At 59.6% G+C, this 10,901-nt stretch carries 13 protein-coding genes; 4 read left to right on the top strand and 9 right to left on the bottom strand.

The genetic code is table 11. The annotated features are described in order from the left end of the window. Positions 1–80: 80 nt before the first annotated feature. From QZ268_RS00955 to lepA, 4 genes are all read right to left on the bottom strand, one after another. Entirely contained in the window at positions 81–734 is a 654-nt protein-coding gene (locus QZ268_RS00955) for a protein-L-isoaspartate O-methyltransferase (protein ID WP_295446854.1), read from the bottom strand. 113 nt (positions 735–847) lie between these two features. Next, positions 848–1,357 carry an alkylphosphonate utilization protein gene (locus QZ268_RS00960; protein WP_295446856.1) on the bottom strand — a complete coding sequence of 170 codons (510 nt, stop codon included), beginning with the start codon at positions 1,355–1,357 and terminating at the stop codon, positions 848–850. A gap of 127 nt (positions 1,358–1,484) precedes the next feature. Further along, positions 1,485–1,799 carry a TraR/DksA family transcriptional regulator gene (locus QZ268_RS00965; RefSeq protein ID WP_295446858.1) on the bottom strand — a complete coding sequence of 105 codons (315 nt, stop codon included), beginning with the start codon at positions 1,797–1,799 and terminating at the stop codon, positions 1,485–1,487. A 355-nt stretch (positions 1,800–2,154) separates the two neighbouring features. Then, on the bottom strand, positions 2,155–3,954 hold the full coding sequence (lepA, locus tag QZ268_RS00970; RefSeq protein ID WP_295446860.1) for a translation elongation factor 4: 1,800 nt from the start codon (positions 3,952–3,954) through the stop codon (positions 2,155–2,157). A gap of 98 nt (positions 3,955–4,052) precedes the next feature. On the opposite strand from lepA, the gene QZ268_RS00975 reads away from it, so the two are divergent. The 3 genes from QZ268_RS00975 (at position 4,053) to QZ268_RS00985 (ending at position 6,765) form a co-directional block, all read left to right on the top strand. Continuing rightward, positions 4,053–5,093, top strand: a complete 1,041-nt coding sequence (locus tag QZ268_RS00975; protein WP_295446862.1) for a hypothetical protein — start codon at positions 4,053–4,055, stop codon at positions 5,091–5,093. Positions 5,094–5,224: 131 nt separating this feature from the next. Beyond that, positions 5,225–5,566 (top strand): hypothetical protein, encoded by a 342-nt coding sequence (locus QZ268_RS00980; RefSeq protein ID WP_295446864.1) that lies wholly within the window; start codon positions 5,225–5,227, stop codon positions 5,564–5,566. A gap of 227 nt (positions 5,567–5,793) precedes the next feature. Then, positions 5,794–6,765: a LysR family transcriptional regulator gene (locus QZ268_RS00985; protein WP_295446866.1), complete on the top strand. Its 972-nt coding sequence runs from the start codon at positions 5,794–5,796 to the stop codon at positions 6,763–6,765. A 9-nt stretch (positions 6,766–6,774) separates the two neighbouring features. On the opposite strand, the gene QZ268_RS00990 is transcribed toward QZ268_RS00985, so the two are convergent. Further along, positions 6,775–7,299 carry a low molecular weight protein-tyrosine-phosphatase gene (locus QZ268_RS00990; RefSeq protein WP_295446868.1) on the bottom strand — a complete coding sequence of 175 codons (525 nt, stop codon included), beginning with the start codon at positions 7,297–7,299 and terminating at the stop codon, positions 6,775–6,777. A gap of 45 nt (positions 7,300–7,344) precedes the next feature. Here QZ268_RS00990 and QZ268_RS00995 point away from each other — a divergent pair, with 45 nt between their 5' ends. Further along, entirely contained in the window at positions 7,345–8,046 is a 702-nt protein-coding gene (locus QZ268_RS00995; protein WP_295446870.1) for an NAD-dependent deacylase, read from the top strand. A gap of 148 nt (positions 8,047–8,194) precedes the next feature. Here the strand turns inward: QZ268_RS00995 and QZ268_RS01000 are convergent, their stop codons facing one another. The 4 genes from QZ268_RS01000 to meaB all read right to left on the bottom strand — a co-directional run bounded on the left by QZ268_RS01000 (position 8,195) and on the right by meaB (position 10,809). Next, positions 8,195–8,674, bottom strand: a complete 480-nt coding sequence (locus QZ268_RS01000) for a copper chaperone PCu(A)C (RefSeq protein ID WP_295446872.1) — start codon at positions 8,672–8,674, stop codon at positions 8,195–8,197. 112 nt (positions 8,675–8,786) lie between these two features. Then, complete coding sequence (locus QZ268_RS01005; protein WP_295446874.1) at positions 8,787–9,137, bottom strand: hypothetical protein; 351 nt, start codon at positions 9,135–9,137, stop codon at positions 8,787–8,789. A gap of 119 nt (positions 9,138–9,256) precedes the next feature. Beyond that, complete coding sequence (rpmB, locus tag QZ268_RS01010; protein WP_295446876.1) at positions 9,257–9,547, bottom strand: 50S ribosomal protein L28; 291 nt, start codon at positions 9,545–9,547, stop codon at positions 9,257–9,259. A 281-nt stretch (positions 9,548–9,828) separates the two neighbouring features. Then, a complete protein-coding gene (gene meaB / locus QZ268_RS01015) occupies positions 9,829–10,809 on the bottom strand; it encodes a methylmalonyl Co-A mutase-associated GTPase MeaB (RefSeq protein WP_295446879.1) in 981 nt (326 codons plus the stop codon). Between the last annotated feature and the right edge of the window lie 92 nt (positions 10,810–10,901).

The following is a 10,901-nucleotide window of genomic DNA, read 5'->3' on the forward strand; positions in this document are numbered from 1 at the left end:
TACAGGATGTCACAGGCCAGATCCGCCAGTGCAGGTTCAAAATATGGCCCCGCATTTAGGCTGATCTTTTTGCCCCGACCTCACAGAGAAAAGGCTGGGGCGCGTTCAAACCCAGGCATGACCTCGGCGCCGGCATTAAATTCAAAGCGCCAGGAGATCTGCCCCCCCTGTTTATAGCCAACCTTTACCTCGCCCAGCGAGCCGCGCATGAAGATCGCGGCAATACGGCCGCCATCCTTGAGCTGCTGCAGCAGCGCGGCGGGCAGCTCTTCGACGCCGCCCTGCACCATGATGACGTCATAGGGGCCATGTTCAGCGGCGCCTTCTTTCAGCGGGCCGACGTGCACAATGGCATTGTCGGCGCCAGCCTCGGACAGCTGCGCCTGCGCATCGGCGGACATGGTCTCATCTTCTTCGACACCGATCACCATCTCGGCCATTTGCGCCGCGACGGCCGTGGAGTAGCCCAAAGCACAGCCGACATCCAATACCAGCTCATCCCGCTGAATATCCAACGCATCCAGCATCTTTGCCAGCGTACGGACTTCAATCAGGGTGCGCTGCCCCCCAAGGTCCATATTTCGATCCGCATAGGCCCCTTCACGCTGTGCATCAGGGACAAAATCCTCACGCGCAACAGAAAGCAGGGCCTCAATGATCGGGTATTTGGTCACGTCCGAAGGACGAACCTGGGTGTCAACCATCATACGGCGACGTTCGGCAAAGTCAGTCATAAGCTAAACTCTTTTGTTCAGTCTGTTTGCAGGAGTTGTGCCATATCGCTCCATATACGGCAACGGCCCATAGTGACCCTAAGGGCGAATTGCCAACCATGTTGCCGCAGCACCTATTTCTTTTTCACAAACTTGGTCAAAATAACGATCCGCTGGCCTTCAACCCGGCCCTCGATATGTTCGGGATTGTCCTGCACCAGCGAAATGCCACGCACCGGCGTGCCGCGCTTGGCGGTAAAGCCCGCCCCCTTGACCGGCAGATCCTTGATCAGGACCACATTGTCACCCGCCGCAAGCGCCGCGCCGTTGCTGTCAACATGGCCGCCACCGGTGCTCTCATTGTCGGCCCAGGCCCGCGTTTCCTCATCCAGCCACAGCTGATCGGCCAGATCCCGCGCCCAGTCATTTTCCGAAAGCCGCGCCAGCAGCCGGGTCGCCAGAACCTGCACTGCGGGTTCCTGTGACCACATTGACGAGGCCAGACAGCGCCAGTGATCGGGATTCAGCTCGCCATCAATCTGTGTCTGACAGGTATCGCAGATCTGCACGCCAGCCTCTTCGGGGCCACCAACAACAGCAAAAAACCGGGTCGAACCCTCGGCAGAGCACAAATCACAAGACATGGGGAAATCTCCAAAAGAAAAGCCTCCCCTGCCTTACCGCCTTCCCATCGGGATGAAAAGCCACCCAGAGCAACTGCGCCGCGACCAAACGCGCAGCACTCTTGCCGCCCCCGAAAGCCCCCCTGCCTCAGGCGGCGCAGCCACTGCAAAAGGGCGTCGCAGGCAGCAAATCCAGACGTTTTTCCGCAATTTGATCGCCACAGATCTGGCAATAGCCGTAAGTCCCCTCGACCAAGCGCGCCAGCGCTGCATCAATCCGGCGCAGCTCGTCCATCTCATTGAGACCAAGCGCTTCCAGCACCTCATCCCCCTGGCGCTCAGACGAGCGATCCTCCCAGTCTTTTGGCATCGGCGCATCCAAAGCATGTTCGACCTCGCGCAAATGCCCGGCCAAGGCCAACCTGCGTGTTTCAAGTGCGTCCTTACGTGCTGCAAAATCCATCTCTAAACCTCCCAAGTCAGCGCCATTGGGCCACTATACCTAAGGCCAATGTTACGGCATTGACCGATGTCAAAAACACTCGCGGGATCTGGGGAGTTGCGCGCGCTTGACACCAGGAAGCCCCCAAATGCGCGATCTGTGATCCGCACGCCCAAATTTGGGGCTGATAAATGAGAGTGGAATACGGCTTGCGGCCCCAGAGTGGCTCGACATCAAAGCGCAGGTCGGTGCCCTCCCTTGGGGAGGGGGAGGCGCTGCCCGGTCTGACGACCAGCCATTCCTATAGTTATTTAGCCAAGCCCTCAGCCATACCACGGCATGGCGAAGCGTTTGCCGAGCAGGCTCAGGCTGGTGCTCAGCTATCCATTTTCAGGGCTGAAATAAACGCTTCTTGCGGGATGTCGACCTTGCCGAACTGACGCATCTTCTTCTTACCCTTCTTCTGCTTCTCCAGCAGTTTCTTCTTCCGGGTTGCGTCGCCGCCATAACATTTGGCCGTCACGTCCTTGCGCATCGCTGACAGGGTCTCGCGCGCGATTACCTTGCCGCCAATGGCCGCCTGGATCGGGATCTTGAACATATGGCGCGGGATCAGGTCTTTCAGCTTTTCCACCATGGCCCGGCCCCGGGCCTCAGCGCGGTCACGGTGCACCATCATCGACAGCGCATCCACTGGCTCGTCGTTCACCAGCACTGACATCTTGACCAGATTGTCGGTTTGATAGCCCGTCAGCTGATAGTCAAAGGAGGCATAGCCCTTGGTCACCGACTTGAGCCTGTCGTAGAAATCAAACACCACCTCGTTGAGCGGCAGGTCATAGACGGCCATGGCACGGCTGCCGGCATAGGTCAGATCCAGCTGGATACCACGCCGGTCCTGACACAGCTTCAGCACATCGCCCAGATACTCATCCGGCACCAGAATGGTCGCCTTGATGCGCGGCTCTTCCAGGTGGTCCACATGGGTCAGGTCGGGCATATCAGCCGGGTTGTGCAGCTCGATCATGGTCTCGTCACGCATATAGATATGATAGACCACCGACGGCGCCGTGGTGATCAGCTCGATATCATACTCGCGCTCCACCCGGTCGCGGATCACCTCAAGGTGCAACAGGCCCAGGAAGCCACAGCGGAAGCCAAAGCCCAGCGCCGCCGAGGTTTCCATCTCAAAGCTAAAGGAGGCGTCATTCAGCGCCAGCTTGTCAATGGCATCGCGCAGGTCTTCAAACTCGGAGCTGTCAACCGGGAACAGGCCACAGAACACCACCGGCTGCGCAGGCTTAAAGCCCGGCAAGGCATCGTCGGTGCCTTTTTTCTCATGGGTAATGGTATCGCCCACACGGGTGTCGCGCACCTGTTTGATCGAGGCCGTCAGGAAGCCAATTTCGCCCGGTCCCAACTCGTCAATCACCGCCATTGCCGGGCGGAACACGCCGATCCGGTCTACATGGTGGGTGGAGCCATTGGAGAGCATCTTGATCCGCTCACCCTTTTTCAGCACCCCGTCCATGATCCGCACCAGAACGATCACGCCCAGATAGGCGTCATACCAGCTGTCCACCAGCATCGCCTTCAGCGGCGCATCGCGGGTGCCGGTTGGGGCGGGCAGCTCATTGACGATGGCCTCCAGCGTTTCATGGATGCCCTGCCCGGTCTTGGCCGAAACCTGAATAGCGCCAGTGGCCTCGATGCCGATAACATCTTCGATCTGTTCCGCCACCCGGTCACAATCCGAGGCCGGCAGGTCGATCTTGTTCAGCACCGGCACGATCTCGTGGTCGGCCTCCATGGCGTGATAGACATTGGCCAAGGTCTGCGCCTCAACGCCCTGGGTACTGTCCACCACCAAAAGCGAGCCTTCAACGGCGCGCATCGAGCGGGAGACCTCATAGGCAAAATCCACGTGACCCGGCGTGTCGATGAGGTTGAGCACATAGGTCTCGCCGTCATCCGCCTTGTAATCAATCCGTACTGTGTTGGCCTTGATGGTGATGCCACGCTCGCGCTCGATATCCATACTATCAAGCAGCTGCGCCTTCATATCACGATCCTCCACCGTGCCCGTCTCTTGGATGAGCCGGTCAGCGAGGGTGGATTTGCCATGGTCGATATGGGCGACAATGGAGAAATTGCGGATTTTGGCGAGATCAGTCATGATCAGGCATATGATTTGGATTCTTGTCTTGGTCAAGCGCGCGTCTATGCTGCGGTGAAGTTATTTCACCAAATCGACAGTCAAAGGCGAATTTGAACGTGGCAGATGTGGACAAGATCGTAGATTTAGACCAGCTGGAAACCTGGCTGCAAACCCAGGATGTGCGGATCAGCCGCGCCATCGCCGCCCGCGCATCCCTGCGCAGCCTGCCCACGCTCATGGCAGTATCCGATCAAATCATCAACAAAACCGCAGGCGCCGAATTGCTTTTAGCTGGACTACGGGCGACGCTCATATCCGGGGTTGCGAGCACCTGCCCAACCCCAGATATGAAGCGAATAGAAGCCGCCGCCCGCTCCGCCGCCCTCTCCTCCGCCGCCCGCTCCGCCCGCTCCGCCGCCCGCTCCGCCGCCGCCAACGCCGCCGCCAACGCCGCCGTATTTTCAGATGCCAAAGCTGCAAAAAACGGCGATCCTCATCAAATCTTCACAGGGGCGCTTTGGCCCCGCCCACAAGGCGCAGAAAACCTGCTCACCATGTGGGAGACATTTGCGGCGCTCCATGATCCGACAGGCATTTGGACGTTTTGGCGCGACTGGTATCGCGGCATGCTCACCGGCGCGCCCATGGATTGGGACCTGCAATTGCAGGTGGCCCTGATCAAGGATGAGATCTGGGAGGCAGGTCCCGAAGACGTCGCCAAGGAAATCGAGCGCATTCAGGCGAAGTTTGAGTTGGAGCAAGAGGTCAAGCGCCTCAAAGAAGAACTCACGGCTCTGAAACAAGCCACCAGCTCTCCGCTAATCGGTGACAATGGCGGGCCACCGCTGGATGCCCTGCCCGCCAAGGCCTTCAAGAAGGATATTTTGCTGCTCTGGGATGATCTCGACACTTTAGAAGCAGAGATTGCCACCCCCGCGCCCTCGCCTGCCATTCTCAAGCGCATTGCAAAATCGCTCTCCGAAATAGCAATGCGCATCGCAGCCTACTGTGGTGCAACACTGGACGTGGCGATCAAGGCCGGCGCCAAAACCATTGGGGCAGCCACAGGCGGGTTGGTTGTGGCGGACTACGTTCAACCCGAAACAATCCAAGCCGCCGCCCAGGCAATAACCAAATTCCTCGCCACACTTCCCTGATCAGACAAAACCCGGCAAAAACCTGCGCATTTCTGAATGGTTTTTAACCAATATTGAATCTCGTCGCGCCTTTCGCCATATTCGCTCAAATCCGGGCATGCGATCCGGGGCTAAAACACAAGGGACATCTGATGACATTGCTGCCCACCTCCCTGCGCTCTGCGGGGCTTTGTGCCGTATTGGCCGCCCAAGTCTTCACCGCGCAGATGGTTCTGGTGCAGCCTGCCCAGGCTGGTGCCATTGAACGCGCCTGCCGCAGTTCTGATCGCTCTGCCGTCAGCCCCTCCCTGTGTCGCTGCATCCAGAAGGTGGCCAATGTACAGCTGACCTCCTCTGAGCGCAAAACCGTCTCTAGATGGTTTGGCGATCCCCATCAGGCCCAGGTGGTGCGCCAGTCCAGCAACCACCGCGATGAACAGCTGTGGCAGCGCTATAAGCTCTTTGGCGATACCGCTGCCAAAATCTGCGGTTAACCACCAGCTGTTTGCCCCTGCTGCGCAACGCAATAGATTTTACAAAACTAAATCGCTGCGCCTGTGCAACGGCCTCTCCCCATGCCCCCACAGGTACGGCGCCGCTAGGCTGATCCTGCGCTGCCCTGCACCGCGTTAGGGGGAACAGCAGCCAGATTAGCCCCCTTGACCCTGCGGCAGGCGGTGGGGAAACTACGCTGAGATAATAGTTTTGTTGGAGTAACGGTATGTTGATCAAAGGGGTCACCCTCAGGGGGCTCGAGGTGTTCGAGGCCCTGGCAAAGACCGGATCCGTTGCTCAGACCGCCGAAGTGACAGGGTTGAGCCAACCTGCTGTCAGCCAACAACTGCGAAACCTTGAAAAGGCGCTGGGAACGGATCTTGTCGATCACGGCCGCCGCCCCATGGTGCCAACCTCCGCCGGGCGCAATTTCCTGGCCCGCACACAGGCGGTGCTGTCCGAGCTGCGCCTGGCGCAGAGCGAGTTGTCGATGATGGATCTGAGCCACCTGCCGGCGCTCTCCATCGGGTTGATTGATGACTTTGACAACGATCTGACCCCACGCCTGGCCACCGCCCTTGCCGAAAGCCTCACCGAGTGCCGCTTCAAGATGATCACCGCCTCCAGCCATGACATCCTGCGCGCCATTGAGGCGGATGAGATCCACCTGGCAGTGACCGCCACCACCGACGAGCCACAGCAGGGGTTGATCGAGTTCCCCCTGGTGCGCGATCCGTTTATTCTGGTCACCCCCAAGGGTTTTATTCACGACCCACAGGCGCCGATTGGCCAGCTCGAACAGCTGCCGTTTCTGCGCTATGCCGCTGACCAGATGATCTCGCAACAAATCGAGGCGCAGATCAGCCAGCAAGACATAACCTTTGAAAACCGCTTTGAGGTTGGCTCCCACCTGGCGCTGATGGCCATGGTGGCCCGCCATATTGGCTGGGCGGTGACAACGCCACTTGGCTATATGCGGGCGGCCCGGTTCCATGATGACATCGACGCCTTGCCGCTGCCCTTTGGCAAGGCTGCGCGGCGGATTTCCCTCTTCGCCAGCAAGGACTGGGCCGACCAATTGCCCCGCACCGTTGCCCAAACCACCAAAGGCCTGATTAAGCGCCAGATGGTAAATCCAGCCATCGTCAAGCTGCCTTGGCTGGCGCAGGATTTTCAAGTGCTAGACGAGTTGAGCTGAGCTGGCGTTTCACCGCCCCGGCTCCCCCTCACCCTGCGCCACAGCCCGCACCAGCCCCGCTGCAGCCAGTTCAATCAGGTCCAGACAGCCGTCAAAATCCCGCGTGTAATAGGGGTCCGGGACATGATCCATTGCCGCCTCTGGCGCAAAACGGGTGAACAGCTGAACCGGGGTCTGATTACCAGCGGAGCGCAGGGCCTCGATGTTGTCCAGATTGTTTTGGTCCATCGCCAGGATCAGGTCAAAATCGCTAAAATCCGACGGGCTGAACTGGCGCGCCCGCAGATCTGAAACATCAAGGCCACGCCGCTTCATGGCCTGCTGCATTGCCCCGTAGGGCGGCGCGCCCACGTGGTAGTCGGAAGTCCCCGCACTGTCACATGTGACACTGGAACAAAGCGCACGAAACACCCCTTGCGCGGCAGGCGAGCGGCAAATATTGCCCAGGCAGACAAACAGAATTTTTCTCGGATTTTGACCGAAGTCTTGATCCAGGTTTTGACTGGCCTCAAGCCTTGTGGGACGCTGGCGCATGAGCTCTCCTCCTGGGGTATTTATCAAGGTAAAGGTTACATCTAAATGCAAGTGATGTCCGATAAAATTGTCATTCTGACCGGAGCGGGGATCTCCGCAGAAAGTGGCCTTGGCACCTTTCGCGACGAAGGCGGCCTGTGGGCACAGCACCGGATTGAAGATGTCGCCACCCCCGAAGGCTTTGCCCGCGCCCCCATCCTGGTGCACGAATTCTACAATGCCCGCCGGGCCCAGGCCGCCAAGGCACAGCCCAACGCCGGTCATAAGGCGCTGGCGCAGCTGGCGGTGCAACATCCCGGCGAGGTCGTTGTGATCACCCAAAACGTTGATGACCTGCATGAAAAGGCTGGCAGCCAAGGGGTTATCCATATGCATGGCACCCTGTCAGGCGCGCTCTGCTCCGCCTGTGGCCACCGCTGGCAGGCGGAGCTGGTGATGCAGCCACAGGACAGCTGCCCACATTGCGCTGGCACCACCACGCGTCCCGATGTGGTCTGGTTCGGAGAAATCCCCTACGCCATGCAAACCATCGAAACCCATCTGGCGGAGGCCGATCTCTTTGTATCGATTGGCACCTCGGCGCAGGTCTACCCGGCTGCAAATTTTGTCCAAGCCGCAGCAGCAATCGGTGCGAGAACGCTCGAGTTCAATCTCGAACCCTCGGCCATGGCCACACGGTTCGACGACTGTCGCTACGGCCCGGCCAGCAAAACCCTGCCCCGCTGGGTCGCGGAAATCCTAGGGTAACCTCGGCCGCCGCAGGCGACCCACTGAAACCCGCCTCCCCCTATGAGACTGGACGGCAAAAAGCCCGCCAACAGGGCGGGCTTTGGGCGCGAAGGAGGGCTGCAGCGCAGCCTGACGCCGCGCCCGCCCCCTTTGTTACAACAGCCGGTTAGTTAGAGTGCTTCATATGACCGCCTTGGCCCGGCTTGCGCTCTAGATCAACAGGGATCTCGATGCTGATCTCACCAGCGTTTTTGAACACCAGAGTGACAGGCACCATGTCGCCATGTTCCAGCGACTGGTTCAGCCCCATGAACATCACGTGATCTCCGCCACGCTGCAACATGTGGCTGCCCTCGGCGGGGATCGCAAACCCCTCCTCCACATGCACCATCTTCATCACACCATCGCCGCTTTCCATATGGGTGTGCAGCTCAACACGCTTGGCAATGTCAGAGCGCGCGTCGATCAGTTGATCGTCCTCGGTGCCCATATTCATGATCTCCATGAAGGCCGCGCCGCTCGTGGACATTTTAGCCGACACGCGGGCATATTGATCATGCACCATGATCTTGGCGCCTTCAGCAGTGGCGGCCCCAGCAAGTGACACAGCGGCAACTGCCGCAAACAATACGGATTTCAGGGACATTTCTGTCTCCTTTCTTTCTAGGTTGGGAAATTCTTTGGGTAGATCTTGCAGCCCGTCCACCCGTCAGCGAGGCAGGGTCACAGGCGGTCAGACTCTTCGTGGGACAGCTATATCAGCCGCAGCGCGGCGGCGCCCGTGCTGTCGCGGCAAGCCGCATCACAGGGCTGGATCCCACAGCGCCCAATAGGCGGTCAAAGGCCTGCCCGCCATAGGCTGGCAGCACCACAGCATCCGGCCCCGCAACGGCATCCAGCAGATGCATCACACAGTCTGGACAAAAATGCGGCGCCTTGGTGGGTTGACCATCCTCATCGACATAGATGGTGACCGGACCCGTTCCGGAACAAATCACCATCTGGCCACTGGCATCACGGGCACCCTGCGCACTGGCTGAGGCATGCCCCGTCAGGGTCACCACCAGGGCCAGCATCAAGGCCAGAGATATCCGCAGGAATCGTGCCATGGCAAATGATATGCCTCTGCCGCAGCAGAGCCGCAAGGTGAAATGTCCTGAACCCGGAACGGCAAAACGCCGCGCATCTTCTCGATGCACGGCGCTGCAAATTCTCATGTGATCAAAGATCAGGCTGCGGCGGCTTGTGCCTTGGCGATCTCTTTTTTCACTTTCAGGGCACCTGTGGACAGCTCATCGTCCTTGGCTTTTGCCAGGAAAGCATCCAGACCACCGCGGTGGTCAACGGTGCGCAGCGCAGCAGCTGAGATCTTCAGCTTGATGCCGCGACCCAGAGTCTCGGACTGCAGGGTCACATCGTTCAGGTTTGGCAGAAACCGACGACGAGTTCTGTTTTTAGCATGGCTGACATTGTTGCCAGTCATCGGGCCTTTTCCGGTCAGTTCGCAACGGCGCGACATAGGTTCATCCTTCGTATCTGGGGCAGCACCCGAGGATTCCCCCGAATCGTCTGCAAATCTCAAAGGGCGCGGCCAAGAGCCAACGCCCGAAAACTGGTTGGATGCGTTTAGGAGGAATCGCCCCAAGGGTCAAGCCATATGCTGGGGTTTTATGGCCCTGCACCAATGAAATGGCTCAGGCCCGCTCCAACCTGTGATTTTCAACGGATCTATATGCCTGTCTTGCCCACTTGGCCATCCCCATTTGGCCAATGCCTGTCTTCGGCTGCACCTGTTGCCACCTAGCCTGCGACGCCAAGCCCTTTCAGCATCTCCTGTGCTGCGGCCGTTGGCGACACCGCCCCCTGCGCCACCTGATCCGACAATTCTGTCATGCGGCCCTGCGCCCAGGGGGTCTTGAGCCGCGCCAACAGGGCCTGGCGCACATCCTCAGCAAACCAGTAGCGCGCCTGCTCGGCGCGCGTGCCGCTCCAATGGCCCTTGTCCTGGCGCCATTCCACCAGGGTTTTCATATCAGCCCAGGCGCTGTCCAACCCGGCCTCTTGCAGCGCCGAAACGGTCTGCGCCTTTGGGTAGCCTTCGGGGTCCTGCGGGCGTTTACGCAGCAGCCGTAACGCGCCAGAGTAATCGGCACAGGTGCGCATGGCGGCGGATTTCAGATCCCCATCGGCCTTGTTGACCAGAATGATATCCGCCATTTCCATGATCCCCCGCTTGACCCCCTGCAATTCATCGCCCCCCGCAGGTGCCAGCAGCAACAGGAACAGATCCGACATCTGCGCTACCACGGTTTCAGATTGGCCAACGCCTACGGTCTCAATCAGAACCACATCAAATCCAGCCGCCTCGCACAGGGCCACCGCCTCGCGGGTGCGCCGCGCCACCCCGCCAAGATTGGTCTGGCTCGGCGAGGGCCGGATAAAGGCGGCCTTCTGGCGGCTCAGCTGTTCCATCCGGGTTTTGTCGCCCAGAATGGACCCCCCCGTACGGGCAGAGCTCGGATCCACCGCCAGCACCGCCACCCGCTGCCCCTGGGCCACCAACATCATGCCAAAGCTCTCGATAAAGGTGGATTTCCCCACCCCGGGCGTACCTGACAGACCAATGCGCAGCGCTTGCCGCCCGGATTTCGCCAGGAGGTCCAACAGCTCGGTTGCGGCCACCCGGTGATCATCGCGGCCGCTTTCGACCAGAGTGATGGCCCGCGCCAGCGCCCGGCGATCCCCGCTTAGGATTTTCTCACTCAGCTCGGCGGTCTTCATGCCCGGTCTCCAATATTGAACAGCTCGCAAAATTTCCGCCCTAATTGACGCAGGCCCGAACCCCTTGTCCAGTGCGAAGCTGCCGCAGGGCG

The sequence above is a fragment of the uncultured Pseudophaeobacter sp. genome (assembly GCA_905479575.1).
Classification (GTDB): domain Bacteria; phylum Pseudomonadota; class Alphaproteobacteria; order Rhodobacterales; family Rhodobacteraceae; genus Pseudophaeobacter.

Excerpts from the sequence above, each read along its gene's own strand:
- QZ268_RS00955 (WP_295446854.1), bottom strand. The coding sequence starts at position 734 with ATGACTGACTTTGCCGAACGTCGCCGTATGATGGTTGACACCCAGGTT.
- QZ268_RS00960 (WP_295446856.1), bottom strand. The coding sequence starts at position 1,357 with ATGTCTTGTGATTTGTGCTCTGCCGAGGGTTCGACCCGGTTTTTTGCT.
- QZ268_RS00965 (WP_295446858.1), bottom strand. The coding sequence starts at position 1,799 with ATGGATTTTGCAGCACGTAAGGACGCACTTGAAACACGCAGGTTGGCC.
- lepA (WP_295446860.1), bottom strand. The coding sequence starts at position 3,954 with ATGACTGATCTCGCCAAAATCCGCAATTTCTCCATTGTCGCCCATATC.
- QZ268_RS00980 (WP_295446864.1), top strand. The coding sequence starts at position 5,225 with ATGACATTGCTGCCCACCTCCCTGCGCTCTGCGGGGCTTTGTGCCGTA.
- QZ268_RS00985 (WP_295446866.1), top strand. The coding sequence starts at position 5,794 with ATGTTGATCAAAGGGGTCACCCTCAGGGGGCTCGAGGTGTTCGAGGCC.
- QZ268_RS00990 (WP_295446868.1), bottom strand. The coding sequence starts at position 7,299 with ATGCGCCAGCGTCCCACAAGGCTTGAGGCCAGTCAAAACCTGGATCAA.
- QZ268_RS00995 (WP_295446870.1), top strand. The coding sequence starts at position 7,345 with ATGCAAGTGATGTCCGATAAAATTGTCATTCTGACCGGAGCGGGGATC.
- QZ268_RS01000 (WP_295446872.1), bottom strand. The coding sequence starts at position 8,674 with ATGTCCCTGAAATCCGTATTGTTTGCGGCAGTTGCCGCTGTGTCACTT.
- QZ268_RS01005 (WP_295446874.1), bottom strand. The coding sequence starts at position 9,137 with ATGGCACGATTCCTGCGGATATCTCTGGCCTTGATGCTGGCCCTGGTG.
- rpmB (WP_295446876.1), bottom strand. The coding sequence starts at position 9,547 with ATGTCGCGCCGTTGCGAACTGACCGGAAAAGGCCCGATGACTGGCAAC.
- meaB (WP_295446879.1), bottom strand. The coding sequence starts at position 10,809 with ATGAAGACCGCCGAGCTGAGTGAGAAAATCCTAAGCGGGGATCGCCGG.